The organism is Nonomuraea sp. NPDC048882 (genome assembly GCF_040649755.1).
In the GTDB taxonomy this organism is placed as follows: domain Bacteria; phylum Actinomycetota; class Actinomycetes; order Streptosporangiales; family Streptosporangiaceae; genus Nonomuraea; species Nonomuraea maheshkhaliensis.
In genome coordinates this window covers 23,754-50,181 of record NZ_JBEZGB010000025.1, presented here as the reverse complement: position 1 = coordinate 50,181, position 26,428 = coordinate 23,754, and the positions used below count along the sequence as shown (strand labels likewise).

The 26,428-nt window shown below is 73.3% G+C and carries 23 protein-coding genes; 12 read left to right on the top strand and 11 right to left on the bottom strand.

The genetic code is table 11. From position 1 onward, the window contains the following. Nucleotides 1–9: 9 nt before the first annotated feature. Nucleotides 10–846 carry an alpha/beta hydrolase gene (locus tag AB0C27_RS50020; protein ID WP_357861269.1) on the bottom strand — a complete coding sequence of 279 codons (837 nt, stop codon included), beginning with the start codon at nucleotides 844–846 and terminating at the stop codon, nucleotides 10–12. Nucleotides 847–941: 95 nt separating this feature from the next. Between AB0C27_RS50020 and AB0C27_RS50015 the strand changes: the two genes are divergently transcribed. Genes AB0C27_RS50015 through AB0C27_RS50005 form a run of 3 tightly spaced genes read left to right on the top strand, consistent with a single transcriptional unit; the run spans nucleotide 942 to nucleotide 2,827 of the window. Continuing rightward, on the top strand, nucleotides 942–1,364 hold the full coding sequence (locus tag AB0C27_RS50015; protein WP_357861266.1) for a MarR family transcriptional regulator: 423 nt from the start codon (nucleotides 942–944) through the stop codon (nucleotides 1,362–1,364). 52 nt (nucleotides 1,365–1,416) lie between these two features. After that, nucleotides 1,417–2,022: a TetR/AcrR family transcriptional regulator gene (locus AB0C27_RS50010; RefSeq protein ID WP_357861263.1), complete on the top strand. Its 606-nt coding sequence runs from the start codon at nucleotides 1,417–1,419 to the stop codon at nucleotides 2,020–2,022. Between the two features lie 31 nt (nucleotides 2,023–2,053). Next, the gene (locus AB0C27_RS50005) at nucleotides 2,054–2,827 is read left to right on the top strand and encodes an SDR family NAD(P)-dependent oxidoreductase (protein ID WP_357861261.1); all 774 of its coding nucleotides are present in this window, start codon (nucleotides 2,054–2,056) and stop codon (nucleotides 2,825–2,827) included. Nucleotides 2,828–2,875: 48 nt separating this feature from the next. On the opposite strand, the gene AB0C27_RS50000 is transcribed toward AB0C27_RS50005, so the two are convergent. After that, nucleotides 2,876–3,730 (bottom strand): alpha/beta hydrolase-fold protein, encoded by an 855-nt coding sequence (locus AB0C27_RS50000; protein ID WP_357861258.1) that lies wholly within the window; start codon nucleotides 3,728–3,730, stop codon nucleotides 2,876–2,878. Further along, nucleotides 3,727–4,956, bottom strand: coding sequence for an amidohydrolase family protein (locus tag AB0C27_RS49995; RefSeq protein ID WP_357861255.1), 1,230 nt, complete (start codon nucleotides 4,954–4,956; stop codon nucleotides 3,727–3,729). The genes AB0C27_RS50000 and AB0C27_RS49995 overlap by 4 nt, the downstream gene beginning before the upstream one ends. 97 nt (nucleotides 4,957–5,053) lie before the next feature. On the opposite strand from AB0C27_RS49995, the gene AB0C27_RS49990 reads away from it, so the two are divergent. The 4 genes from AB0C27_RS49990 to AB0C27_RS49975 all read left to right on the top strand — a co-directional run bounded on the left by AB0C27_RS49990 (nucleotide 5,054) and on the right by AB0C27_RS49975 (nucleotide 7,853). Then, nucleotides 5,054–5,641, top strand: coding sequence for a TetR/AcrR family transcriptional regulator (locus tag AB0C27_RS49990; protein WP_357861252.1), 588 nt, complete (start codon nucleotides 5,054–5,056; stop codon nucleotides 5,639–5,641). 149 nt (nucleotides 5,642–5,790) lie between these two features. After that, nucleotides 5,791–5,964 (top strand): hypothetical protein, encoded by a 174-nt coding sequence (locus AB0C27_RS49985; protein ID WP_357861250.1) that lies wholly within the window; start codon nucleotides 5,791–5,793, stop codon nucleotides 5,962–5,964. A 102-nt stretch (nucleotides 5,965–6,066) separates the two neighbouring features. Further along, complete coding sequence (locus tag AB0C27_RS49980) at nucleotides 6,067–7,116, top strand: CPBP family intramembrane glutamic endopeptidase (protein ID WP_357861247.1); 1,050 nt, start codon at nucleotides 6,067–6,069, stop codon at nucleotides 7,114–7,116. After that, nucleotides 7,113–7,853: a MerR family transcriptional regulator gene (locus tag AB0C27_RS49975; protein ID WP_357861244.1), complete on the top strand. Its 741-nt coding sequence runs from the start codon at nucleotides 7,113–7,115 to the stop codon at nucleotides 7,851–7,853. The genes AB0C27_RS49980 and AB0C27_RS49975 overlap by 4 nt, the downstream gene beginning before the upstream one ends. Before the next feature lie 70 nt (nucleotides 7,854–7,923). Here AB0C27_RS49975 and AB0C27_RS49970 read toward each other — a convergent pair whose 3' ends face one another. Continuing rightward, complete coding sequence (locus AB0C27_RS49970) at nucleotides 7,924–8,505, bottom strand: dihydrofolate reductase family protein (RefSeq protein WP_357861241.1); 582 nt, start codon at nucleotides 8,503–8,505, stop codon at nucleotides 7,924–7,926. A gap of 137 nt (nucleotides 8,506–8,642) precedes the next feature. On the opposite strand from AB0C27_RS49970, the gene AB0C27_RS49965 reads away from it, so the two are divergent. Continuing rightward, entirely contained in the window at nucleotides 8,643–11,399 is a 2,757-nt protein-coding gene (locus AB0C27_RS49965) for a BTAD domain-containing putative transcriptional regulator (RefSeq protein ID WP_357861239.1), read from the top strand. Nucleotides 11,400–11,422: 23 nt separating this feature from the next. Here AB0C27_RS49965 and AB0C27_RS49960 read toward each other — a convergent pair whose 3' ends face one another. From AB0C27_RS49960 to AB0C27_RS49940, 5 genes are read right to left on the bottom strand one after another with little or no spacing between them, the layout of a single operon-like run. Continuing rightward, nucleotides 11,423–12,385: an ankyrin repeat domain-containing protein gene (locus AB0C27_RS49960; protein ID WP_357861237.1), complete on the bottom strand. Its 963-nt coding sequence runs from the start codon at nucleotides 12,383–12,385 to the stop codon at nucleotides 11,423–11,425. Next, nucleotides 12,382–13,917 carry a tripartite tricarboxylate transporter permease gene (locus AB0C27_RS49955; protein WP_357861234.1) on the bottom strand — a complete coding sequence of 512 codons (1,536 nt, stop codon included), beginning with the start codon at nucleotides 13,915–13,917 and terminating at the stop codon, nucleotides 12,382–12,384. Before AB0C27_RS49955 ends, AB0C27_RS49960 begins: the two co-directional genes overlap by 4 nt. A 30-nt stretch (nucleotides 13,918–13,947) precedes the next feature. Beyond that, nucleotides 13,948–14,469, bottom strand: coding sequence for a tripartite tricarboxylate transporter TctB family protein (locus AB0C27_RS49950; RefSeq protein ID WP_357861231.1), 522 nt, complete (start codon nucleotides 14,467–14,469; stop codon nucleotides 13,948–13,950). 14 nt (nucleotides 14,470–14,483) lie between these two features. Further along, nucleotides 14,484–15,458, bottom strand: coding sequence for a tripartite tricarboxylate transporter substrate binding protein (locus AB0C27_RS49945; protein ID WP_357861228.1), 975 nt, complete (start codon nucleotides 15,456–15,458; stop codon nucleotides 14,484–14,486). Continuing rightward, nucleotides 15,455–16,594, bottom strand: a complete 1,140-nt coding sequence (locus tag AB0C27_RS49940; RefSeq protein WP_357861225.1) for an acyl-CoA dehydrogenase family protein — start codon at nucleotides 16,592–16,594, stop codon at nucleotides 15,455–15,457. The genes AB0C27_RS49945 and AB0C27_RS49940 overlap by 4 nt, the downstream gene beginning before the upstream one ends. Nucleotides 16,595–16,798: 204 nt before the next feature. Here AB0C27_RS49940 and AB0C27_RS49935 point away from each other — a divergent pair, with 204 nt between their 5' ends. From AB0C27_RS49935 to AB0C27_RS49920, 4 genes are read left to right on the top strand one after another with little or no spacing between them, the layout of a single operon-like run. Continuing rightward, nucleotides 16,799–18,055: an acyl-CoA dehydrogenase family protein gene (locus AB0C27_RS49935; RefSeq protein ID WP_357861223.1), complete on the top strand. Its 1,257-nt coding sequence runs from the start codon at nucleotides 16,799–16,801 to the stop codon at nucleotides 18,053–18,055. Further along, entirely contained in the window at nucleotides 18,052–18,879 is an 828-nt protein-coding gene (locus tag AB0C27_RS49930) for an enoyl-CoA hydratase-related protein (protein WP_357861220.1), read from the top strand. Before AB0C27_RS49935 ends, AB0C27_RS49930 begins: the two co-directional genes overlap by 4 nt. A gap of 7 nt (nucleotides 18,880–18,886) precedes the next feature. Then, entirely contained in the window at nucleotides 18,887–20,017 is a 1,131-nt protein-coding gene (locus AB0C27_RS49925) for a CoA transferase (RefSeq protein WP_357861217.1), read from the top strand. A 32-nt stretch (nucleotides 20,018–20,049) separates the two neighbouring features. Then, nucleotides 20,050–21,060 (top strand): LysR family transcriptional regulator, encoded by a 1,011-nt coding sequence (locus AB0C27_RS49920; RefSeq protein WP_357861215.1) that lies wholly within the window; start codon nucleotides 20,050–20,052, stop codon nucleotides 21,058–21,060. Nucleotides 21,061–21,087: 27 nt separating this feature from the next. Here AB0C27_RS49920 and AB0C27_RS49915 read toward each other — a convergent pair whose 3' ends face one another. Together AB0C27_RS49915 and AB0C27_RS49910 are read right to left on the bottom strand one after the other, a co-directional pair. After that, a complete protein-coding gene (locus AB0C27_RS49915) occupies nucleotides 21,088–23,223 on the bottom strand; it encodes an FtsX-like permease family protein (protein ID WP_357861212.1) in 2,136 nt (711 codons plus the stop codon). Continuing rightward, on the bottom strand, nucleotides 23,220–26,414 hold the full coding sequence (locus AB0C27_RS49910) for an FtsX-like permease family protein (protein ID WP_357861209.1): 3,195 nt from the start codon (nucleotides 26,412–26,414) through the stop codon (nucleotides 23,220–23,222). The genes AB0C27_RS49915 and AB0C27_RS49910 overlap by 4 nt, the downstream gene beginning before the upstream one ends. Between the last annotated feature and the right edge of the window lie 14 nt (nucleotides 26,415–26,428).

Sequence of the window (26,428 nt, the reverse complement as noted above, 5' to 3'; positions counted from 1 at the left end):
CACGGAGGTTCAGCGGTCGCCGAGGTCGAGCAGCGTGCCGAGCAGTTCCTCGGGTGACTCGACCTGGGGAAGGTGACCGGTGCGAGGAAGCAGGGTGAAGGTCGCCCCCGGGATCGCGGCGGCGAGCGCCTTGCCGTAGTCCGGGGTGACGATGCGGTCGCTCTCGCCCCACACGACGTGCACGGGGATCGTCATCTGGCCGAGCCGCCCGGCGAGGGTGGGGTCGGCCATGGCGGGCCCGGCGTAACCGACCAGAGCCTGCACGTCCGGACTCGGACCGGTGGTGCCGGTGGCCGGCGGCTGCGACGCCTCGCGCGGTCCGGGGGCATCGGTGGCCGGCGGTCGCGGCGCCTTGCTCGGGTCGTGGAACGAGAGTTGCTGGATCTCGGGCAGGGACAATCCCCTGATGTCGGCCTGCGGATGCCCCTCGACCTCGATGCCGATCGCGTCAATCAGCACCGCGCCGCTGACGCGCGGGCTGTCCAGCAGGGCGATCTCGGCCGCGAGCCAGCCACCGAAGGAGTTGCCGATCACGGTGACGTCGGCGAGGTCGAGCCGGTCGAGCAGCGCCACGTACGCCTGGGCCAGCGCGCCGACCCCGGTGAGCCCGGCGGCTTTCGGCGTGCCACCGAACCCGGGGTGCGTGGGCAGCAGGACGCGCGAGCGGGTGCGTTCGGCGAGCAGACCGGCGAAACCGGCCATCGACGCCACGCCACCACCCCCGTGCAGCAGCAGGAACGGCCGGGTGCGGTCATGGTCCCGCACGGTGAGCTCGACCGCTCCCGCGCTGGTCTCGATGGCGTGGACGTCGGTACGGAGGCTGCCGGCCGCGGGGGTGGAGGGCATGGTCGCTCCTAAGCGAGTCAGGTTGCTTACCTAAAGAACTTTATATCAGCTTCCTTATATAAGTAAACTGACTTCGGTGGGATAGGCTGCCATGCATGCGACACCGTCCCGGCGACGTCGGCCTCGCCGTCAAGCGCTTGCAGCACCGCCACCATCGAGCGCTCAGCCGGGCCTTGGCGCCACTCGGCATCTCCCTGGTGCAGTGGGACACGCTGCGGCACCTCGCCCGCAACCCGGACGCCTCGCTGCACGACCTCGCGGTGCTGACGTTCCAGACCGACCAGTCCTTCGGGTCGCTCGCGACCCGGATGGCGAGTCGAGGCCTGATCGAGCGGATACCGGGACCTGGCCGAGCGGTGCGGCACCGGCTCACCGACGAGGGAGAACGACTGCTCGCGGCCGGCCAGAGACTCGCCGACGGAGTCCTGGACGCGTCGTTCGGAAACCTCACGGAGGAGCAGCTCGACCAGCTCGGCGACCTGCTGGACCTCGCACTCGGCTCCGACCCGACCGCCTGACCTCCTCCCCACCCGGCGCACACCCGCATGTAGCGGCGCTATAGTTATAGCGATGCTACAGAACCCAGCCGCCGACGTCCGCGCCGGACTGCTCGCCGCGGCGTTCGAGATCGCCAGGCGCGACGGCGCCGACGCGGTCACGACCCGTGCGGTCTGCACCGCCGCAGGCGTGCAGGCCCCCTCGCTCTACCACCACTTCGGCGACCGCGCGGGACTGATCCGCGCGGTGGTCGACGCGGCGTTCGAGGAGTACTTCCACCGCAAGGACGCCGCCGCGCCCGATGACGGGGACCCGCGGGCCCGGGTCGCCGCGGGATGGGACGCGCACATCGCCTTCGCGCGCGCCTACCCGGGGCTCTACCCCGCGATGTACCCGGCGTCGGGCCCGCCGCCGAGCCAGTTCGAACGGAGCGGCGCCCTGCTGCGCGCCGGTTTCGACGAGCTCGAACGAGCCGGCGCCCTCCGTCCCGGGATCACCGCGGCGCTCGCGACGAGCGCGCTCCGCGCGGCCCTCCGGGGCGTGGCACTCAAGATCGCCGGCGACCCCGGCGACCCCGGCAACGACAGGACGTCCGCCGTCGTCCGCGACGCGCTCATCCACGCGCTCATCGCGGACGACGTACGCGACCCCTCCCCTTCTCGGCCCGGCCCACGGTGAGAAGGAATCCACTTCCCAGGGAGCGACCCCGATGACCGACCTGCTCAAAGGCAAGACCATCCTCATCACCGGCGCCTCGTCCGGCATCGGCGCGTCCGCCGCGCACCTGTTCGCCCGCGAAGGCGCGCACGTCGTCATCACCGCCCGCCGCAAAGCCGAACTCGAGCAGGTCGCGGAGCGCATCGCCGGAGACGGCGGCGACGTCCTCGCCGTCCAGGCCGACACCACCGACGCCGACGACCTGAGCCGAGCCGTCGCGGCGGCGGTCGAGCGGTGGGGCCGCCTCGACGGCGCCCTCAACAACGCCGGCCGCAGCCAGGGCGGCGGCCGGCTGGCCGACGTCACCGACGAGACCTTCGACGCCGTCGCCGAGGTCAACTTCAAGGGCGTGTGGCTGGCGATGCGCGCCGAATTGCGGGCGATGACCGCAGAGGGCGCCGGCGGCGGTTCGATCGTCAACGTCAGCAGCATCGGCGGCACGTTCGGCGCCGCCGGGCAGAGCGTGTACGGCGCGACGAAGGCCGCCGTCATCGCCATGAGCAGGGCCGCCGCCGCCGAGTACGGCCGGGACGGTATCCGCGTCAACGCCATCGCGCCCGGCGCCACGATGACTGAGATGATGGTCGGCTGGCAGCAGCGCGACCCGGGCATCGTCGAACGCCTGAGCGCCCTCGCCGCCCTGGGCCGCCCCGGGCAACCTGACGAGATCGCCGAAGCGGCCGCCTGGCTGCTCAGCGACCGCGCGAGCTACGTCACCGGCATGACCCTCGGCGTCGACGGCGGCACCGCCCCCTGGCCGCACTGATGGGGCCGCCCGGTCTGATGGAGCCGCCCGGTCTCACGGCGCAGCCGTTCACCGGGCACGGCAGGTCCGCAGGTAGCTGAGGAATGACGCCTGCAGACCGGTCACGTGCGTTTCGTCCAGGATCGCGCTGGTGACGGCGCCGCCGCGTGAGGTGAGGCGGTGCAGGAGGGTGGCCGTGTTCTTCGTGATGCTCTGGTAGACGGCCAGGTCGCCGAGCAGCTCGCGGGCGTTGAAGGTCACGTGCAGCCTGGCCGCGCGCTCGCTCTCCCCCATCTCGTCGAGCTGGGCGAAGACCTGGCTGTCCGCACCGGCCACACCGGGGCTGCCCGCTCCGACGCTCTCGAACAGCGTGCAGCCGGAGAGCCAGGTGTAGAGGCTGAAAAGACCGCCGTAGGAGTAGCCGAAGAGGCCGTGGCCGGTCGCGGCCGTACCGTAGTCGCGTTCGATCCGCGGGTGCAGCTCCGTGGTGAGGAAGCCGAGGAACGCATCGGCCTGGGTGTCGCGCAATTCGGCGAGGTAGGCGTCGGCCGCCTCGCGGGTCATCGCGCCCGCCTGGAACCCCTTCTCCACGGCCTCGATCAGCTCCGGGGCGACGGGCTCGCCGGGTGGCACGAGGTCTCTGTTGCGCAGCCGGGCCCAGTGCTGCGCTTCCTCGCCCGCGTAGCCGACGCTGACCTGGACGTACGGCTGGATCTGCTCCATGGGGTCCAGCTGGGTGACGATGAGCGGAGCCGTCATGCCCACCGCCCAGTTGCCGTCCATCACGTAGACGGCGGGCGCCGGCGTCGTGGCGGGGTCGTAGCCGGGTGGCGTGGTGACCCAGACGCCGTAGTCGTGCCCGCCGCCGGAACGCAGCTCGAAGTAGTCCGTGTCGGCGAGGCAGCCCTGCCACATGGCGGTCATCGCAGGTCCTTCACGATGCGGCCGGCCTGGACGACGAGGACGGCGGCGGCGGGGTCGGCGAAGAGCTTCGGGTCTTCGAGCGGGTCGCCGTTCCAGAGCACGAAGTCCGCGCGCATGCCGGGCGCGATGACCCCCACCTCGTCCGCCAGGCCGAGGATCTCGGCGTTGGTCTTGGTGGCCGCCACAAGGGCTTCCATCGACGTCTCCAGCTCCGCGCGCAACGTGAGCTCCTCGCCCCGGCGGTCCTGCGCCGGGCCGATGAGGTCGGAACCCAGCCCGACCCGCACGCCGGCCTCCTTGGCGACGGCGAGGGCCCCCGCCATCCGCTCCCGGACGCCCAGCACCCGTTCACGGGCCGACTCGCCGAGGCCGGCCTCCGCGGGATCGTGCAGCAGCCGCTCGACGACGGCGAACGTGGGCACCAGGGCGACCCCATGCGTGGCCATCAGGGTGGCCGTGGCCTCGTCGAGGTCGGTGCCGTGCTCGACACAGCGCGCCCCGGCCTCGACCGCGTTACGGATGCCCTGGTTGTTGTGGGCGTGCACCGTCACGTAGGTGCCCCGCGCCGCGGCTTCCTGGACGGCGACGGCGATCTCCTCCACGGTGAACTGGGTGTCGGTCAGGTGGTCGTGAGCGCTCACCACTCCGCCGGTCACGCAGAGCTTCAGGAACGTGGCTCCGCGGCGGAATGCCTCGCGTACGTTGCCGCGCAGCTCGTCCGCGTTGCCCGACATCATCGACAGGGCGCTCAGACCCGGAATGTGGTGGTTGCTCCACAGCTCGGTGGGTTCCCACTCGGCTCCGTAGTAGCCGTGCCCGCCGATCTGGCACTGCACAGGTCCGCACGACAGGACGCGCGGCCCCCTGACCTTGCCCTTCGCGATCGTGGTGACGACGCCGCCGTCGATCCCGCCGGTGTCCCTGACAGTGGTGAAGCCGCCGTCGAGCGCCGCGCCGGCCGTGGCGAAGATGTCCGCCGCGATCTCGGCGGCACTGATCCGGAACGAGAACTGCGGCTCGATCGGGCTCGACAGACCCAGGTGTACGTGCGCGTCGATCAGACCGGGCGTCATCGTCAGCCCCTCGGCATCAAGGCGCTCGCCTGGTCCGGTGGAGGAGCCGCCGAGCCGGCTGATCCGCCCGTCTTCGACGGTGACCCCGACCTTCACGGGATCGTGCCCCGACCCGTCCGCGACCATCGCGCCGACCACCTGCAAACGTCCCACCAGCCGTTTCCCTCCGCCGTCGCGAACCGGCTGCGACCATGGACTGAAGCACCCCTGACCGCCGCCGGCAATCTTTTCCAATGGATAAACTGTGGGAGTGATCCTGTCAAGCTCGGAACGCAGAGGCGACGCCCGCGAGCGTCTCCTTGCCCGGCTCCTCGACGCCTTCGACCAGGCCCTTCCCTCACCGGAGGTGTCGCTGCGCGAGATCGCCGCCCGAATCGACACCAGCCACGCCCTGCTGCGCTACCACTTCGGGTCGCTTCCTGGCGTTCTGGCGGCCATGCTCAAGGCCCAGCGCTCCCGCGACAACGAGGCCCTTTTCGCCGCGGCCCGGCAGGGGACCTTCGACGAGTTCGTGGTGGCGATCTGGCGTACGTACACCCGGCCCGAGCAGTTGTCGCGGGTCCGGGGCTTCTTCCACGTCGTGGGGCTGGCCGCGTACCGGCCGGAGGATTTTCGCGAGTTCATCGACTCGCTCGACGACCTGACCAGGATGCTGGCCTCACTGGCGGAACGCGAAGGGCTTGAGGCCGAGGAGGCGCTGACCACGGCCACCGTCACCATCGCCGCGATCCGCGGCCTGCTCCTCCAGGAAATCCTGACCCCGGGTTCCCACTCGGAGCACGCCGTCGACCTGATCCTGCGCATGAGCAAGGACCGATCCGTCCCCGGGCCGCGCTGAGCTCTCCGGGGTCGTGGGCGCTTTGCCGGGCCGGGTTGGCCCTGACCCCAAGGCATGGTTTTGCCTGATGTCAGGAATTTCCGGCGAAGGTCGGTCATTGATGTACACGCTCGGCGGCGCGATGCTCGCCGAGCTCGCCAAAGGTCACCGTGTACATCGTGGACCTCGACGAGGCCAAGGCCGGGCAGTTCGTCGCCGGGCGCGAGCGGGCGGCCGCGACGCTGGGCGTCGAGATCCAGCAACCCAGCACCTGGATCGGGGTCACCTCGCTGGCCGCGCCGGGCTACCTGGTCGAGGTCGACGCCATCGCCGTGCTGCCCTGAGGCGGGCGCGGCGCGGGAAGGCAGGGCACGGGCTTGAGTGTGCCCCCAGGGCACGGTGTTCGCTGGGGCGTGGAACGACCGTCTCGACCCAGGAGGACCCCGATGTCCGTGCCAGGATCCGGCCAGACCCCGGCCACGCCCGCGCACCCGAGCTCACCGCACCAGCCCGGCGACCCCGCAGCCGGACGTCGCGGGCCGCGCCTCGACGACTCCCGGCTGTTCGGTGACCCGGTGTCCGGACGTCGCGGGCCGGGGCTGGACGACTCCCGGCCGTTCGGCGCCCACGTGCGCATGAGCTGGTGGCGGCCGCTGGTCGTCCTCCTCGTGCCGCCGGTCGTGATGCTGCTCCTGCAGATCCTGCTGTACCAGGTCGTGGGCGTCATCGAGGGCAGTGACGATCCGATGTCCGCCACCTTCACCCCGCTGAAGCTGCTGGCTGTCAACCTGAGCGTGGGCATCTCGGGCGTGGTCGCGATCCTGCTGCTGGCGCGGCTGGCGAAGGTGCCGTGGCGCCGCCTGATCAGCTCGCCGCGGGCGTTCGACGTTCGGCGCCTGGTGCGGTATCTGCTCGGCGCGGCCCTGCTGGTGGTCGCCGGCATCGGGGTGGTGGCGCTGGTCGCCCCCGAGTCCCCTGGCTGGGTCGCGTTCGGTGTCTCAGGGACGACGATCCTCATGCTGGTGATCACCCTGCTGAGCACCCCGATCCAGTCCGTCGGCGAGGAGTTGATGTTCCGCGCCGCCGCGCTGCCCGCTGCCGCCTCCTGGGTACGCGCGGTCCGCCCGGCCCTGGCCGTCGGCCTGGTGGTCTCCAGCCTGGCCTTCGCGCTCGCACACGGCTCCAGCGACCCCTGGCTGTTCGGCTACTACACTTTCATCGGCGTCGCCACGGGGCTGATGGCGATCATCAGCCGCGGCATCGAGGCGCCGGCCGCGTTCCACATCGCCAACAACGTCCTGTTCTCCAGCGTCAACACGCTGATGGCGGACGGCGAGGGCTACACCATCGACCGGTCCACCGACACCGGTGACGCGGCCCTGCTGATCCTCGCCGCCGTCAACGTCGCCATGGTCGCCCTGGTCTGGGCGCGCGAACGACGTACACGAAGGACGACCTGGAACGGGGCGCGGGACGACGAGGTGAGGACCCCATGACCTGGAGCACACGCGAGATCGCCGACCTGGCGGGCACCACCGTGAAGACGGTGCGCTACTACCACCAGATCGGGCTGCTCGACGAGCCCGAGCGCGGGTCCAACGGCTACAAGCGCTACGAGGTGCACCACCTGACCCGCCTGCTGCAGATCAAGCGCCTGACCGGGCTCGGTGTGCCGCTCGCTCAGGTGGCCGAGATGGGCACGAGCGGCGAAGGGCTGGCCGCGGTCTTCCGTACCGTGGACGCCGAGCTGGAGGCGACGGTCCGGCGACTGGAGAACATCCGGCGGGAGCTGGCCGCCCTGGCGCAACCGGGCGCGTCACCGGAGGTGCCGACCGGCTTCAGCGGCCTCGCCCAGGACCTGCGCGACAACGACCGCGCCCTGCTGACGATCTACGCCCAGCTCTTCTCGGACGAGTCGATGGAGGCCCTGCGCGGGACGCTCGCGGCGCACCCGAACGACGAGCTCGACGAGGCGTTCCGCGACCTGCGGGAAGACGCCGACGAGGCCACCCGGCAGGCCCTCGCCGAGCGGCTCGCGCCCTTCCTCGTCCCGGGCGCCACCGAGCACGGCGTGACGCTGGAGCCGCGCGCCGGTACGCCGGGCCAGGCCGAGGCGGCGCGGCGGGCCGCCGGTCACGCCCTCAGGGCGCTCTACAACCCCGCGCAGATCGACGTGCTCCGCCGAGCGCACCTGCTCCACGAGTCCGGCGACGCCGTCAGCGAAACACCATGAAGCGCAGCTGATCCACGAGTCCGGGGACGCCGTCAGCGGATCACCCTGAAGCGCATCTCCGGGGACGCCGTCAGCGGATCACCTTGAAGCGCAGGTGGGTGACGTTCGGGGAGTCGACCACCTGGACGCGTTCCAGCCGGAACGGTCCTCCCGCCCGCTCGAACAGCCGGGTGCCGCTCCCGAGCAGCACCGGCGCCAGGTGGATCTGGATCTCGTCCAGCAGACCGGCGGCGAGGCACTGCTGCGCGGCGCTGGCGCCGTGGACGGCGGTCACCTTGTCCCCCGCCACGGCCCTGGCCCGCTCCACCGCGTCGTGGATGCCGCCGGTGACGAAGGTGAAGACCGACGGCGCCCGGACCGTCTCGGGAGCCGGCGGCTTGTGGGTGAGCACGAAGCACGGCACCTGGCCGGCGGGGCCGCCGTCACCCCATCCGCCGTCGCCCCCGGCCAGGTCGTAGGAGCGCCGGCCCATCAGGATCGCGCCCGCGCCGTCGCGCATCCCGGCCAGCAGTTCGCTGTCGAGCTGGTGCGGGTCGTGCAGCCATTGGTGCAGCGCCTCGCCGCCCTCGCCCAGCTGGTGTTCCCTGGTGACGTCAGGCCCGGTGACGAACCCGTCCAATGACATCGAGATCCCCGCGATGACCTTGCTCATGGCCTGTCCCTCTCAAAGTGGTTGCCGTGTCATGGAGTTCCCCCGTTCGGGATGATCACCAGCTTGGCGGACCGGGAGTGGCAGAGTTGTGTCACTCTGGTGAAACTCATCGCCGGCCAGGCAAGGAGGCGCACCGCGTGGTCACCGTCGAGCTGCTCGGGCCGCTGCGGGTCGCGGTCGACGGGCGGCCGGTCGAGCTCCCGGCCGGGCGGTTGCGCGCGTTGCTGGCCGTGCTGGCGATGTCGGCGGGCCGTACGGTCGGCACGGACCGGCTGGCGCTCGCGGTGTGGGGCACAGGCACGGGCGCGGGTGGGAGCCCGGGGGCCAACGTCCGGACGAACGTCAAGCGGCTGCGCCGCGCCCTGGGCACCGCCGGCGAGCGGCTGATCGAGGCCCGGCCGGGCGGCTACCTGCTGACGGCCGACCCCGATCGGGTGGACGCGCTCCGCTTCGGCCGCCTGCTCGACGAGGCGGCGGCGGATCCGGCGGCCGAGCGATCCCGGCTGGCCGCCGCGCTGGCGCTGTGGCGCGGCACTCCGTTCGACGGGATCCGTTCGGACTGGCTGGAGCGGTCGGTGGGCCCGGCTCTGCAGGAGCGGTACCTGACCGCGCTGGAGCGGCGGATCGACCTGGACCTCGCGGCAGGATCAGGTCAGGTCCTGACCGACCTGGCCGATCTGGCCGAGCGGCATCCGCTGCGGGAATCTCTCTGGGTACGGCTGCTCCGGGCCCTGGAATCGGCCGGCCGTCCCGCCGAGGCGCTGGAACGGTACGAGACGATCCGGCGCCGGCTGGCCGCGGAACTCGGCGCCGATCCCAGCCCCGAGCTGCGGCAGGTGCATGCCCGCCTGCTCACCGGCGACGCCCCGCCCGTCCCCCGCGCGGTTCCCCGGCAACTTCCCGCCGCGGTCGCCGGGTTCGCGGCACGCGAGGCCGAGCTGACGGCGCTCGACGCACTGCTCCCCCAGTCGGACGGGACACGGTCGCCTTCGATCGTGGTGATCGCCGGTACGGCCGGGGTCGGGAAGACGACGCTCGCCGTGCACTGGACGCACCGGGTCGCCGATCGTTTCCCGGACGGCCAGCTCTACATCGACCTGCGCGGATACGACCCATCACAGGAGGCCGTACACCCGGCGGCGGCCGTCCGCGAGCTCCTCGACGCGCTGCGGGTGCCGCCGCACCGGATGCCGGACAGTCCGGCCGCGCAGGCGGGGCTCTACCGCAGCCTGCTGGCCGGGCGGCGCATGCTGGTGCTGCTCGACAACGCCCGCGACGCCGCCCAGGTGGCCCCGCTGCTGCCCGGGGCGCCCGGCTGCCTGGTCGTGGTGACCAGCCGCGATCACCTCACCGGGCTGGTGATGACGTACGGGGCGTATCCGCTCACCGTCGACCTGCTGTCTCCCGAGGACTCGAGGCGGCTGCTGGCCGCCCGGCTCGGCCACGACCGGATCGCGGCCGAGCCCGAAGCCGTCGAGGAGATCGTCCGTCGCTGTGCCGGGCTGCCGCTGGCGCTGGCCGTCGTCGCCGCCCGCGCCGCGATCCATCCGGCGCATCCGCTGAGCGCGCTCGCCGCCGAGTTCGGAGACGCCCTCGGCGCACTCGACCGTGCCGTCGACGTACGGGCGATCTTCTCCTGGTCGTACGAGACGCTCACGGACGAGGCGGCGGCCCGGACGTTCCGGCTGGTCGCCGGGCTGCATCCCGGTCCGGAGTGCACGCCGGACGCCGCCGCCAGCCTGATGGGCGTCCCGGTCGAGCGGGTACGGGCGCCGCTGGCGGAGCTGACCCGCGCCAACCTGCTCACCGAGCACACCCCGGGCCGGTACGCGTGCCACGACCTGCTGCGCGCGTACGCCGCCGAACTCTGCGCGGCCCGCGACGACGACCGGGACGCCGCACGACACCGCGTCGTGGACCACTACGTCCAGTCCGCGTTCGCCGCCGCGGGGCACCTGCACGGGCGCACCGAGACCATCGCCCTCGCCGCGCCCCGCCCTGGCGTCAGCGTGACGGGCTTCGCCGGGACGGACGCGGCGATGGCCTGGTTCGAGAACGAGCGCCCCGCCCTGCTCGCCGCCCTCGACCTGGCCGCCGGCCTGGGGCTCGACCGGCAGGTCTGCCGGCTGGCGGGGGCGTTGTTCGTCTTCCTGCACCGGCGGGGACGCTGGCACGACCGGGCCGAGACCCAGCGGGCCGCCGTCGCTGCTGCCCGGCGGCTGGGCGACCCGGTGGAGGAGGCGCGCGCGTGCCGCAACCTGGCCGCCGCGCTGGCCGACCTGGGCCGCTTCGACGACGCCCACCACCACCTCGACGCCGCCCTGGAACAGGACGTCCCCTCCGGCCAGGCGTGGACGCACTACTTCCGTGATCTCGTGTACGGCTTCCAGGGACGGGAGGCCGACGCGCTCGATGCCGCCCGCCGCGCCCACGACCTCTTCGAACGACTGGGCGACGAGGTCGGGCAGGCCGTCGCGCTCACCGACCTCGGCTGGTACCACGGGCGCCTGGGAGACCATGGTCAGGCCCTCGACCTGTGCGAGCAGGCCCTGGTCCGGCACCAGAAGCTCGGCAACCGCCCCTACGAGGCGCACACGTGGTCATGTCTCGCCGACCTCCGCCTCCAGCAGGGCGACCCCGCCGGGGCCATTCCCTGTTACCGTCAGGCCCTCGACGTGTTCAGGGAGCTCGGCGACTCGTACGGCGAGGCCAGCACGCTCGCGCACCTGGGAGCCTGCCACCACCTCGCGGGCGACCGCCCGGCCGCCGGCGAGCAGTGGCGGCACGCCCGTGCCCTGCTGCGCGACCTCGATCCGTCCGCCTTCGACCAGGTCCACGCCCAGTTGACGACCGTCGACGGGTCCGCCGCCGACGCCTTCCGCGGGCGGCGCTGACGGGCGCGATCATGGGCTCGGCCTCAGCGGTCCGGCAGGCGTATCCACAGATCCGGCGGGCCGGCGACGGCCCGGGCGTCATCCGGGCGCAGTCCCGCCATGACGCACAGATAGGCCACGGCCTCGCCCTGGTAGAGGTATTCGGTGAGGATTTCGGCGGCCGTCAGGTGTCCACCGGGGTGGCCGCCGCCGGGGGAGGTGTCGGAGTCCTCGATCGCTCCGTCGCGGCTCACCAGCCCCTGGTTACCGCTCTTGGGGTTGGCGAACAAGCTGTGGCAGATCGTTCCCACGGACAGCGGCACGGTCACTTCTGGGGTAGAGGGGACGTCTCCCCAGGGCTGGGTGATGACGCATCCGCCGGGCACATCGGTGATGCCGACGATCCCCAGGTGGGCATCGTGATCGGCCCAGGGATCGGCCAGGGCCGCCTCGACGGCGGCGGCGTCGGCCGGCCGGGCCTCCAGCCGCCGCACGGCCTCGGCCGCGGTGAGCTCCGCCACGCAGGCCACGCCCATGTAGTCCTCGCCGACATCCGCCAGCGCGGCGATCAGCCGTCGCGCCTCCGCGACCTTCGCGGCCTCATCGGAGGTCAGGCCCGGGTGACCGGCGGGGAACGGGAACAGGCCGGGTGCCGGACCGGCGAGGGCGAGCCGTCCGGGAGACCATCCGGCCATCATCGGCCGCCACGGATCCGCCCCGGCCGCGACCAGGGCACGGGCGTGGTCCAGGCGATGGGCGAACACGGCCGTCCACAGCGCGGTCCTGTCGTCGAACTCGGCATCGACGTCGGCGACGTGACGGGCCAGCTCGGCCACCGTCTCAGGAGTGCCCCACTCGGCCGCGAAGTGCAGCGGTCTCCCCTCGTAACCGCCGAAGGCGTAGACACCCGAGCCGGGGTCGGCGCCCGCCGCCAGCCGGGCCCGGATCGCCGCGAGATCGGCCCAGCCATCCCCGCCGAAACCGGACCATCCCGCTTGCTGAGTCATGACGCCCTTTCTTCATCCGGGACCCGGCCGGGGCGTGGGCTCACGGCTCGCCGCGCGCGGAACGCTCGCCGTACCGACAGGGCCACGGCCAGGACGACGAGACCGAGGATCACCATCGTGACAGGCCGGCCGAGCACGTACCCGGCATTTCCGTCGGAGAAGGCCAGAGTCTGGCGCAGCGAGACTTCGAGCGTGGGCTGGAGGACCACGGCCAGCACGAAGGGCGCCATGCTGTACCCGGCCCGGCGCAGCACGAAGCCGAGCAGCCCCGCGACCAGCATGACCACGACGTCGAACATCGAGTTGTTCTCGGCGTACACGCCCACGACGCACAGCCCGATCACGAACGGCATCAACGCCTGCGGCGGGATCGACAGCAGGCGGGTGAAGATCCCCACCAGCGGAAGGTTGAGCACCAGCAGCATCAGGTTGGCGATGTACATCGCGGCGATGACGGTCCAGAACAGCTCGGGCTGGTCCGCGACGAACGTCGGCCCCGGTACGATGCCGTTGAGCAGCAGCGCGGCGAGCACGAGCGCTATGGTCGGCGCGAACGGGATCCCGAGCGCCAGCAGCGGGACGAACGCCGCGCCCGCCGCCGCGTTGTTGGCCGCCTCCGGACCGGCCACCCCCTCGACCGCGCCCTTGCCGAACCGGCCGGGGTCCTTGGAGATCTTCCGCTCGGTGACGTACGAGGCGAACGTCGACAGTACGGCGGCCGGTCCTGGCACCAGGCCCAGCAGGAAGCCGATCACCGAGCCGCGCACCGCCGCGGGAGCCGCCCGCCGGGACTCCTCCCCGCTGGGCAGCAGCTCCCTGAGCCGTGGGGCCTTGACCGGCTCGGGGCGCCGGTGCCGGCCGACCATCGTGAGCGCCTCCGCCACGCCGAAGACCCCCATGACCAGGGCGATGAAGCTGAAGCCCTCGGCCAGGGCGTCGGACCCCATGGTGAACCGCAACTGGCCGCCGGCCGGGTCGATCCCGACCGTGCCGATCGCCAGGCCGGCACAGATCATCACGATCGCCTTCGCGGCGGAGCCTTCGGCGAGCGCCGCCAGCAGCAGGAGTCCCGCGACGCACAGCGCCAGGTACTCGGGCGGACCGAGCTTGACCGCGAGCCCGCTCAGCCACGGCGCCGACATCATGAGACCGAAGATGGCGATGGTGCCCGCCAGGAACGAGGAGACCGCCGCGATCGTCAGTGCCGGCCCTGCTCTGCCCCGTTTCGTCATCGCGTGGCCGTCGAGCGCCGTGACCACCGACGACGCCTCACCGGGCACGTTGAGCAGGATCGAGGTCGTCGACCCGCCGTACGTGGAGCCGAAATAGATGCCGGCGAACAGGATCAGCGATCCTGTGGGGCCCAGTTGCGTGGTCATCCCGAGCAGGACCGACATCGCGCCGATCGGCCCGATGCCGGGCAGCACGCCGACCACCGTACCGAGCACCACGCCGACCAGCGCGAGGACGAGGTAGGCCGGATCGGCGAAGGTGGCGAAGCCCGCGCCGAGGTTGTCGATCGCGTCACCCACGGGGCGTCCTTCCGTTCACATCAGGCCGGGTCAGAACAGGCCGAGCGTGCCGCTCGGCAGCGGGACGGCCAGCCAGCGAACGAAGATCAGCCAGGTGGCCGCGCCGAAGGCGAGGCCGAAGAGCACGGCGCTGCTCCACCGGGAGACCCCCATGATCTTGGCCATCAGGACCAAGGAGATCGACAACGTCACGACCATCCCCACGGTGTCACCCACCGCCGGCACCAGCAGGGCGGCGGCCAGCACACCGGCGATCCGCCACCAGCGCACCTCGCCGTCGCCCCCGTCCTCCACGCTGACATCACCGCCTCCCGGTGAGGTGACGTCGCCGGCGCCCGGCGCGGTGACGTCGCCCGGCGTCCGCCGCCGGCTCTGGACCAGGACGACGACACCGGCGACGGCCAGCACGAGCGCGACGATCAAGGGGAAGAAGCCCGCCCCGGTGTCCGCCATCGTCCCCAGGCCCTCACCGAGGGCGAGCGCGCCGTACAGCAGACCCAGCGCCAGCAGCGAGCCGGCGACGATCACCTCCGGCTTGGCGCTCTCTCGCACAAGACCCGATCTTCTCATTTCACCGTGACCAGGTTCGCCGCCTCAGCGGTCTTCTTGGCCAGCCGCGCCTTGGCCGTCTCACCGTCGGCCCCGCTGACGACCAGCCCGAGCTTCCGCGCCGCCTCGGCGAACTTCGGGCTCTTGACGGCCGCGCCGAACACCTCGTTCAGCTTCTGCTGGGCGTCGCCGGGCAGTCCCTTCGGCGCGATCACCACGTTGTACGCCTCCCACTCCAGAGCGACGTCCTGCTGCTTGAAGGTCTTGATCTCGGGGGCGAGCTCGATGGGCTCGGCGGAGGCGATGGCCAGCGCGCGCAGTTTGCCCGCCTTCAGCTGCGCCATCCCGCCGGCCAGCTGCATGACGCCCACCTCGACGTTGCCGCCGATCAGGGCCGTGACGGTGGCCTGGTCGCCGTCGAACTTGACGTGCTTGAACCGCGTACCCGTGAGCTGCTCGAACTTCCCGGCCGGGATGGCGTAGTTGAGCGGCCCCTCGGCGATCGTGACGGCTCCGGGCTTGGCCTTGGCGGCCGTGACCAGATCGGCGACGCTCTTGTACGGCGAGTCGCCCGGCACCACGAACAGCACCGGCGACGTGGTGACCTCGCTGATCACCGAGATCGCCACCGGGTCGTAGGAGACCTTCTCGGTCCGCGGGAGCAGCGTCAGCGGGCCGTCCGGCACGAGGCCGATCGTGTGCCCGTCCGGTTTGGCGCTGAGCGTCGCCGTGGTGCCGACCGCGCCCGCGCCGCCCTCCCTGTTCACCACCTGGACGCGCCGGCCGAGCTTGCCCTCGCCGTTGACGATCTCGACCAGCGCGCGGGCCGTCGCGTCGATGGCGCTGCCGGCCGGATAGGGCACGATGAGCTGGACGTTCCTGGTCGGATAGCCGCCCTGGGCAGCGGGCGCGGCGCACGCCGCGAGGGCGAGGACGACGGCCGCGAGGAGCGCGGGCAACGCGGCACGGCCGCCTGGCGGAACAACACTCATGGGGCACCTCCTGGGAGGGACTGGGGAGGACGGGTTCCCGGCCCGATGGCGGCCGTGGCGATGATCGGGTCGTGCCAGCCGTCGTCGCCGAAGTCGTGGGCGTCTCTGTGCAGCCGTTTGAAGAACAGGTGCGCGCTGTGCTCCCAGGTGAAGCCCATCGCGCCGTGGAACTGCACCAAAGCGGCGGACATCCGGCGGGCCAGGTCGGCGGCGCGGCTCTTGACCACCGACGTCATCAGCGTCGCGTCGCCGCGCCCGGTGTCGTGGGCGTGGGCGGTGTACCACAACGCCTGGGTGATCGTCGTCCAGTCGACGTACAGCTCGGCCAGCTCGTGCTGGATCGCCTGGAAGCTCCCGATCGCCCGGCCGAACTGCCGGCGCGCACGGAGGTGGTCGAGAGTGATCCGCATCGCCGTGCCCGCGGCGCCGACGAGGTCCGCGCTCACCAGCACGGTCAGCCGCCGGACGACGTTCTCGAAGACGTCGTCGTTCGCCCAGCGCAGCGGCTCGGCCGGTACGTCGGCCAGGGTCACCCGGGCGGCGCGCACGGTCCGGTCGACGGTCTCGACCGCGCGGATCGACACCCCGGGATGCCCGGCCGCCGCGACGAACACGGCCGGTCCTGCCGCCGTCGTGGCCGCGACCAGCAGGAGATCGGCGTCCTCGGCATGGTTGACGATGCCGGCGTCCCCGTTGAGCAGGCCGCCGCCGGTCACGGTGACGGCGATGCCGGCGCGGTCCCACGAGCCGCCCGGAGCGCGCAGGGCGGTCGCGCCGACCAGGTCGCCCGCGACCATCGGCGCGAGCCAGCGGCGCCGCTGCTCCGGATCGATCGAGGTCGCGACGACGTCGCAGGCGGCCATGGCCGTTCCGACGCCCGCCGGCGCGAGCCCGGCCCCCAGCGCCTCGGCGACCACGGCGAGGTCGAGCAGCCCGAGCCCGAGCCCGCCGTCCGACTGCGCGGCCGTCACCCCGAGCCAGCCGAGATCCGCCGCCGCGCGTCGCAGCCCGGCGTCGAAGCCCGCCGCGGGCGTGTCGGCGTACCGCGCCACGCTCGCCAGGTCCAGATGGCGATCGAGCCAGCGCCGTACGGCGCCGCCCATCGCCACCTGCTCCTCGCTGAGGCTGAAGTCCATGTCACCGGTCCACTTTCGCGAATGGCACACAGTTCACCGTGCAGGTGTGAAGTACGTCAAAGACGTGAATTCACCCCGACTCATTGCGTTTCCCAATGAGTCGGTCATGGGTTTTGCTCTTTGACGCTCCAGAACGACGGTGCTCAGGATGGGCTCAGGATGGGCGGGCGACAGGGCCGGATCGGACGAGGAGTGGTGCACGGCATGGATCTTCGATACTCGCCGGCGGCGGAGCGGTTCCGGCGGGAGATCCGTCGATGGCTGGCGGAGTCCGTGCCGGCGGCGTGGCGCGAGCCGGGTTTCTGGATCGGCCTCGACGGGAGCGAGGAGTCCCTGGAGCTGCGGCGGCGCTGGGAGAAGGACCGGTTCGAGCACGGCTTCGCCGGTGTCGACTGGCCGGCCGAGTACGGCGGGCGCGGGGCCGATCACGAGATCAGGGCGGTGCACGACGAGGAAATGGCGCGGGCCCGGGCGCCGATCGGCCCGTTCCTCGGCCTGACCTACCTCGGCACCGCGCTGCTCGGCCCGACGCTGCTGCGCTACGGCACTGACGCGCAGAAACGCACGATCCTGCCGCGCGTCCTGTCCGGCGAGACGATCTGGTGCCAGGGGTTCTCCGAGCCGGAGAGCGGCAGCGACCTGGCCGGCCTCTCGACCGCCGCCCGGCGCGACGGCGACGCCTTCGTGGTCTCCGGCCAGAAGACCTGGACCACGCTGGCGCGCCACGCCGACGCGATGTTCGCGCTGGTCCGCACCGACCCGGCGGCGGAACGGCGGCGCGGCATCACCTTCCTGCTGATCGACCTGACGTTGCCGGGGGTGCGCGTGCGCCCGATCCGGCAGATGTCCGGCTCGTACGAGTTCGGCGAAGAGTTCTTCGACGAGGTACGCGTGCCCGTCGAGGGCAACGTGGTCGGCCGGATCGGCGACGGCTGGGCCGTGGCCCGGTATCTGCTCTCGGTGGAGCGGAACGCCTCCCCGATCAGCCAGTACGTGGAGTTCGGCCACGAGCTCGACGACGTGATCGCCGCGGCCAGGCGCATCCGCAAGGACGGCCGTCCGGCCATCGAACATCCGCGGGTCCGGGCCGGGATCGCCCGCTGCCGGGCCGACCTGGAGCTGCTCCGCGTCCGCGGCTACGACGCGATGAGCCGTACGGCCCGGGGGCAGGACCTGGGCGCCGACGCCTCGGTCACCAAGCTGCTGTGGTCACGGACCAGACTGGCGATAGCCGACCTGGGCGCCGACGTCCTCGGCGTGGACGGCCACCTGAGCACCGAGCCCGGCGGCGAGCATCCCGGCGAGTCCGACGACGGGCATCCCGACCGGCCTCGCACCGACTCTGAGAGCGGGCATCTCCGCTGGCGGCACCTCCACGTACGCGGCCAGCGGATCGCCGGCGGCACCGCCCAGATCCAGCGTACGATCATCGCCCGCGACCTGCTGGGCCTGCCCCGATGAGCGCGACGGCGATCGGCACGGGAACCGTGCTGTTCCAGCTCCGCGACGGCATCGGCACGCTGACCCTCAACCGGCCCGAGCGCCGCAACGCGATCTCCTGGCCACTCGTGCAGGACCTCCTCGCCGCCATCGAGCGGGCCGGCGCGGAGAAGGACCTGCGCGTCCTGGTCGTCACGGGCGCCGGCGCCGACTTCTGCGTCGGCGCCGACCTCGCGCGGGTCGGCTCGGACAACGCCCAGGACCAGGAGACGCGGACGCTGCGCGGACGTTCGGTGGCCGACGACCGCGAACGCCTGCGCCGGGCCTCGGCCATCGTGGAGACGCTCGCGTACTTCCCGGCGCCGACGATCGCCGCCGTCAACGGCGCCTGCGCCGGGGCGGGGCTGAGCCTCGCGCTGGCCGCCGACTTCCGGATCGCGGCGCGGACGGCGGTGTTCAACACGGCGTTCGTCAGCGCCGGGGTGTCCGGCGACCTGGGCAGCGCCTGGCTGCTGACCCGCGCGGTGGGCGGCGCCCGGGCGCGGGCGCTGCTGCTCGACCCGGCCAAGCTCACCGCGTCCGAGGCGGCCGACCTGGGGCTCGTGACCGAGACCACGGCCGATCTGGCGGCCAGGGTCGGCGCGCTGGCCGGCAAGCTCGCCGCGCAGGCGCCGAAGGCGATGCGGTACGCCAAGGAGAACCTGACCGACGCCGGATCGGCCACGCTGCCCGATTACCTGCGGCGAGAGGTGCCCCGTATGGTCGAGTGTGCCCGCAGTGGCGATGCGCGGCGGGCCGCCCAAGCCTTCCTGGAAAAGCGCAAACCGGTCTTCACCGGAGAGTAGGAGCGGCATGATCCCCCCTCTTGAGGGAGTTCGCGTCGTCGAGTTCGGCCACTACATCGCCGCGCCGGCGGCGACCCAGCTGCTGTCCGACCTGGGCGCCGAGGTCATCAAGATCGAGCCGCCGGCCGGCGACCAGGCGCGCGGCATCGGCGCGTACGGCGAGGGCATCGTCCTGGCCTACAACCGCGGCAAGCGCTCGATCGTGCTCGACCTCAAGCAGGCAGGCGACAGGGAGACCGCCCTGCGCCTGATCGCGGAGGCGGACGTCGTCGTGCAGAACCTGCGGGCCGACGCGCTGGCCCGCCTCGGTCTCGGGGCCGACGACCTGCGAGCGGCCAACCCCAGGCTCGTGTACGTCTCGATCCGCGGGTTCAGCTCCCGTGGGCCCTCGGCGCAGCGGGCCGGTCTCGACATCGCCGCGCAGGCCGAGAGCGGGCTGATGTCGGTCAACGGCGAGCTCGGCGGTGATCCGCTCCGGGTCGGCTTCCCCATCGCCGACGTCGCCGCGAGCTACGCGGTCGTCCAGGTCGTCCTCGCCGCGCTGCTGCGCCGGGAGCGTACCGGTGAGGGCGGGGTCGCCGAGGTGTCGCTGCTGGAGGCCGCGATCCACCTTCAGTCGGCGATGTGGGGCGAATGGCACGCCTCGGGGCAGGAGCCGCGGCGCAAGGGCAACGGCCAGGCGACCGTGGCCCCGGCCGCCGACCTCGTCCGCACCGCCGACGGGACCATCGTCCTGTCGGCCTACACCGCCGAGCACTTCGCCCGGCTGTGCCGGCTCATCGACAGGAAGTGGATGCTCGACGACCCCCGTTTCGCCGGCAACCCGGCCCGGGTGGCCAACCGGGAGGCGCTCCTGGCGGAGATCTCAGAGGCACTCGGCGGCCTGCGTACGGACGAGTGCCTCGCGCTGCTGGCCGAGCACGGCATCGTCGCGGCGGAGGTGCGCACGTACCAGGACGTGGCGCGGGCGGAAGACGTGCTGGCCGGCGGAATTCTGACCACGGGGGTCGGGCCGGACGGCGACCGCTTCACCGTGCCCTCGCTGCCCTTCACCCTCGACGGCGTCACCGTCGAGGCGGACCTGGCGGTGCCCCGCGCCGGCGCCCACTCGGACGATCCCGGCTGGCACACCGCTTGACCTGGTGCGGGAGCCCCCCATTGGATCGCACCATGAACGTCCGCGAGCTCGAATGTTTTCTCGCCGTTGTCGACCAGGGCAGCATCACCCGGGCCGCCTCCGCGCTCTACCTGGCACAGCCGTCCCTGTCACAGATCATCCGCCGTCTGGAGAGCGACCTCGGCGTGGAACTGTTCCGCCGGGTCGGGCGCGGGCTGGTGCTCGCCCCGGCCGGTGAGGCGCTCGTCGGGCCGGCCCGCCAGGTGGTTCGTGACCTGCACCATGCCCGCCAGGTCGCCGAGGGGTACCGGGGGCTCGAACGCGGACGGGTCGACCTGGCGATCTCCACCTCCCTGACGGCCAACTTCCTGGCCGCGTGGGTGGGCCACTTCCGGCGCGAGCATCCCGGGTTCACGGTCCGGCTCAAGCAGCACGACGGCGACACCGACGAGATCGTCCACCTGATCAGGTCGGGCGAGGCCGAGCTCGCCTACGCGGTCGCGCCGGTGTCCCGGCAGGGCATCGACTGCGTGCGCATCGGGGAGGGCGAGGTCGTGCTGGCGCTGCCGCCGAGCTGGCGCGCCGACTTCCCCGACCCGATGCCGGCCGCCCTGCTCGGCGGCCTGCCCATGATCGTGGATCGGGGGTTCGGGCGGGCCTACCTCGACTCCATCGGCGTCGAGTCCACCGTCGTCGTGGACGTCAGCGAACCCGCCGGGCTGGTCCCGCTGGTCATCGCCGGCGCCGGGGCCGCCGTCCTGCCGATGCGCCAGGCCCTGGACGCCCGGCGCAGGGGGGCGAGCCTGCGCATGATCGAACCGCTGACCGTACGGGCGATCTACGCCATCACCTCGACCTCCCCGCTGTCGATCCCGGCCCGCCGGTTCCTCGAACTCAGCAGGGAGAACCTCGACCGCTGGCGACGCGCCGTGACCAGGCGCACCGACCGGGGCATGACGCTGCTTGAGGCGTCCATCGACGCCGACAACGTGATCGAGGCCGCATATCAGCGCCTGGACGAGACCCCGTACCACCCGATGACATCTCTGCCGCCGCACCGCTGAACTACGGCATCGTCGGCGGTCTAGGGCTCAGGTGTCGCCCGCGCGGAGCACCTCGCTCAGGCGTCGGCGGCGGCGTAGCGCCGACTCGACCGGCACCACGACGGCGACCGCCGCCAGGAACACCACCGCCACCAGGCCGAGCCCCCACCAGGGCGCTGCCGGGGCCGGGCCGGTGCCGGTGAGCTGGTGCAGGGAGAGGGAGCCGAACGTCAGGTGGGCGAGCACCGCTCCGAGCAGCGGGCCGCCCACGGCGGCGAGCAGCACGGGTGGCAGCAGTTCTCCGGCGGCGACCCAACGGGCCTCGCGGGGCCGCAGGCCGAGAGTGCGCAGCCGGGTCAGGGTCTGCCAGCGCTCCGGCGCGCCGGCCGCCGTGCCGAGGGCGAGTCCCAGCAGGCCCAGAGCCGGCAGCGTCACCGCCGAGACCCAGGCCAAGCGGAGCAAGCCCGTGGCCAGCGGCCCGGCCGCGGTGCCCTGGCCGACGACGGCCGCGGTCCCGTAGCTCATGGTGGCGGCGAAGGTGAGCGCGTACGAGGTCAGGGCCGCGGAGGTCACGAGCACCAGCAGCGGCAGCACCCGGCCCGAGGCCGCCGCCGCCCGCGCGGCCCCGAAGACCGCCAGCGGCCGGCGCGAGCGCAGCAGCCGCTTGAGCGCGAAGCGCAGCGCGAGGGGCAGTGCCCGCGCCAGCAGGAGCGCGCCCGCGAGCGCGCAGAGGGCGGGGGCGCCGGCGGCCAGCACTCCCCCGCCGATCCCACGCTGGTGGAGAGCGACAAGGGCGCCGGACGCGGCCACCAGCACGCCGGCCTCCAGAGCGGCCCGCCGCAGCCGTACGGTGTCACGCAGCCACCGCCGCGCACTCCGATTGGCCGGAACGCGACGATCACGGGTGGCGCGGGCGGCGGTGAGCGTCCCGAACGCCGGTCCGGCGGCGACGGCCGTGACCACCACGGGCGCGATCCACTCCCAGGAGACCCCCGGCGCGACCGCCCGGGCCAGACCCAGCCCGGCCGCTGCGGCCGGCAGCGCCGTCACGACCGATTCGAGCAGCAGTTCGCCCCCGATCACCGGCAGCGACATCCCTCGCTGCCGGGCGGCGGCCAGGACGCGGGCACGGCGGCGCACCAGCAGGTCGGCGGCGAGCAGCAGGACCAGGACGGCGACCGCCAGCAGCGTCACGACCAGCAGGGACGCCTGCGCGAACGCGGCCTCGACCTGCGAGCTCACGGTCCGCAGCACACTGTCGAGCCGGGTCTCCCACTTCAGCGAGCCGTCCCTGGCGCCGGAGGAGCCGGAGGCCGCCTTGAGCGCGACCACCTTCGCGGCGACCGGCGGGACCGCGTCCCAGGTGAGCCGCGACGGGTCGGGCGTGAACCGGACCGTACGCCGCAACTCGTCCTGGCCGAACGCGAGCCGGGCGTCGGGCAGTGAGTCGCGGGACAGCAGCCCGGCGAACCGGGTACTGCCCCTGCCGTCCGCGCCGGCGACGGGGCTCAGCAGCGCGGGCAGCGCCCGCCAGGCGGGATCGGCGCTGTCGTGAGGCCGGAAGATGCCGCTGACCTGGACCGTCTTGACATTTCCCTGCTCGTCGGCGAGCGGCAGGCGGGCGCCGGGACGGAGCCTGAGCGCGGCGGCGTCCGCCTCCGACAGGCCCACCTGCACCGGCCACGGCGGCGCGCCGTAGGGCACCGACGCCGTCTCGGAGGCGGTGGGCCGGGGCGGGCCGCCCGCTGTCCAGGTCACGCCGGGCCCGCCGGCGCGGGCCACGTAGGCGAGCTGGAACGTCCGCAGCACGCTGCCATCGGTGATCTTGAGAGTGGGGCTGATGACGGTGGCGACCGGTGGGCGCAGGGCGGCGCGCAGGCCGGGGCCGAGTTCGTCCGTCGCCCTGGCCATGAAGTCGTCGACGTCCTCGGCCAGGCGGGGGTGCCGGAGGCGGCTGCCGTTCGGCCCGTCGTCGGCTTCCATCCGGCTGTGGACCTGGAGGTCGCCGCCGTTCCCCCGGACCGTTTCCCGTACGTGGGCGTCGGCGGTCGCGGACAGGAGCGGCGGCACCGCGCCGGCCAGCAGCGTGACGGCCGCCACCACGACGGCGGCGAGGAGCAGCGGCCCGGCGTCGGCGCGGGCGCGACCGGCGACGCTGGGCCAGTGGGGTGCCGGGATCCTCATGACGTCACCCGCAGATACGCGGCGTCGGCGCGCCGGGTCTGGACCACGACCACGGCGCTCACCGCCAGCGCGCACCCGGCCGGCAGTCCGATGAGCAGGACGACCTCGGCGGCCCACGGCCAGACGGGCAGCACCTCCGGCACGGGGGCCGCGCCGCTGTCGGAACGGACGAGCAGCGGCGCGACGACGCGGGTGGCCAGCGCGCCGACGACCGCGCCCGCCGCGAGCAGCGGCAGCAGGATGCCGGCGTGCTGGCCGAGCAGCACGGTACGGATCTCGCGCCGAGTCATCCCGAGACCCCGCAGGCGCGCCACCTCAACGGCGCGGGCCCGCAGGTCGAACGTCACGTGCAGCACGAGCCCCGCGAGCATCAGCAGCACCGCGGCCGGTACGAGCAGCCGGAGCACGGCCGGCAGCCCGGCTTTCAACGGGCCGCCGGTGAGCCGGGCGGTCTCGGACGCGCGCGTGGTGACGGCGCCGAGGCGGAGCTCGGCCACGTCGGCTCTGACGGGACGGCCGACCCACCACGCGTCCACGGGCACGTCGAAGTCGCCGGTGACGGCGAGGGCGCGGGAGAGGGCGTCGAAGTCGGCCAGGACGGCCGCGGCGCCAGGAGCGGACGGCACGGCCGGCAGCACCTCGACCACCCTGACCTGGACGGGGGTGAGCCCGACGGTGAGGTCGAGCCGGGAGCCGCGCCGGGCGCCCGCCTCACCGGCGAAGCGGGCGGAGACGGCGACCGGCACCGGCCCTGGAGCCGGGAAGGCGGTGGCGACCAGCGTTCTGGCGGCGTCCGGCGGGCCCTTCAGCGCGACGGTCGTGGTCATTTTGAGCTCGGTGCCGGCGGAGGTGGGGGTCACGGCGACGGCGGGGGTGCCGAGCTGACCGGGGACCGGCCCGGCCGAGGTGGCGGTCCAGGGCGACGCCTCAGATCCGGGTCCCGCGCCGGTTCCGGTGCCGGTTCCCGTCACGGTGAGGGTCACGGCGACGCGGCTGTCTCCGGACGGGAGCTCGGCCAGCGCGTCGGAGTAGCCAGTGCCTACGTTCCCCGTCGCGACCGCGAACGGCAGCGACACCGCGACCAGCCGGAGCCCTTCGGCCGTCGCGCAGTCCGGCAGCCGATGCGCCTTCCCGTCGAGCGGAACGGGCGCACCGGTGCATGGCGTACGCAGCCCGGTCTCGTCCTGCAGCAGCAGCCGGGGCGTCACGGTGAGCGGCGTCGCGCCGGTCGCCCTCCCGATCAGGGAGAGCGCGGCTCCGGCCCGGACGGGGACACCGCCGGCGCGCCCCGGCGGCGCGAGCGCGGCGCCGACGGCGTTCCAGGTGCGGCCGTCGTTCAGCCGCCCGCGCAGCAGCGCTCCGGCCCGCGTGGTGTCCACGGCGATCAGCCGCGGCGGGTCACCGGCGCCGCCGAGCCACTGCCCGACCGCGATGCCCCGATCGGTGGCGGGGCTCACCTCTCCCCCGGTGGCCGCGCCGATCTCCCGGCCCTGCCCGGCGGCGGCCGGCGCGGCGAGGGTGAGCGCGAGATCGGTGCCGACCGACAGATCGGCCTGGTCCTGCTGCGAGCGCTGCCAGGTGGCGTCGAACCCGATCCCGTACGTGGCCGCCGCGCAGCCCAGCCCGATCAGCAGCCCCGCCGCGACCGCCTGTGGCCTGCGGGCGGCTTCGAACGCGGCCAGCGGCACCGTCAGCCCGCGAGCCCGGGCGGCCAGCCGTTCCACGACCCGCAACGCGGGCCACACCAGGCGCAACGTCACCGCCGATCCGGCGATGAGCAGCAGCGCGGGAGCGAGCACCCGTACGGCGTCGATCGGGGAACCAGAACCGGCCGGCTGGTCGCGCAACTGCCACCAGCCGACGCAGGCGAGGGCCACGAGCAGCAGGTCGGCACCGGATCGGGCGAGCAGTTCCCGCCGCCCGCGCACCCCCGTGGCGGCGGTCCGCAGCGAGGGCACGACGAGCACCGCCGCCAGCGCCAGCGCGCCGCCGGCCACGGACAGCACCTGTGCGGCGTTCACGCCGAAAGGCGTGGCGAGGCCGGCCCCGGCCATGGGCGGCAGCCGGGTCAGCCCGGCGTGCAGGGCGGACGACGCCGGGATCGCGACCGCGCCGGCGAGCACGGCGAGGGCGCCGGCCTCGGCGAGCGCGGCGCCGGCGAGCTGACCACGGCCGACGCCCAGCGCGGACAGCAGGGCGGTCTCGTCGCCGCGCACACCGGCGCTGAGCCGGCCGGCGAGGGCGAGGGCTGTGGCGGTCAGGACGAGTCCGATGGCGGCGACGGCGAGCACGGCGGCCGTGGTGACCCGCTGCTGATCGTGCGCGGCCAGCAGCGTCGCGGGCAGCCGGGAGGCGACGCGCTGGATGCGTACCCGATCGCCGAGCTTCTCGCCCAACCGGCGATCGGCGCCGAGCACGGCCTGGGTGACGGTGTCGAGATCGCGGCGGTCGGGGGCGGACAGGTCGGGGCGGGCGGTGATCTCCAGCCGGTCGAGGGTGGAGCCGCCGCCGAGCAGATCGGCGAGGTCGACGATGAACGGCCCGTACGCGTGCACCGGCTGTGCGGAGCGGCCGTCGCGATAGGCCGGATCGTGGCCGGCGGCGGCGAGGGGGTCACGCTCCCAGCCGGTCCCGGGCCGCGGGCGGACGATCCCGACCACGCTCACCTCGATCCCCTGGTCGGGATCGTCTGCCAGCTCCCTGCCGAGGCTGACCCGGCTGCCGACGGTCAGGCCGAGCCGCCGCGCGGTGCTCTCCAGGACCACCGACTCCACCCGCGCGGCACCCGCCCTGGGCAGGCGTCCTTCGGCCGGCTGGATGCGGGCCGGCAGGTCCTCCACCCCCGACAGGTACGCCACGGCCGGAGCACCGGCGCCGGGAAACGCCCGCATCACGGACGACGCGCGCGCGGCCGTCGTCGTCGCGAACGGGGCGAGGGCCGAGGTGAGCACGGCGCGGATGTCGTCGGCGACGGATCCGGCGTGCTCGCCGCGGATGGTGACGGTGTAGGCGGTGACGTCGATCTGGTCGGGAGTGGCGCGGGAGGCGGCGGTCTCCAGCGCCTGTTCGGCGGTACGGGTGAGCAGAAGGGCGCAGGTGCCGAGCAGCGTGGGGCCGACCACGGCGACGGCGAGGAGGGCTGCCAGCAGGGGCCATTGCGCACGGGCGCGCCGGCCGACCAGCCTCAGCACGGGCGGCTCTCACA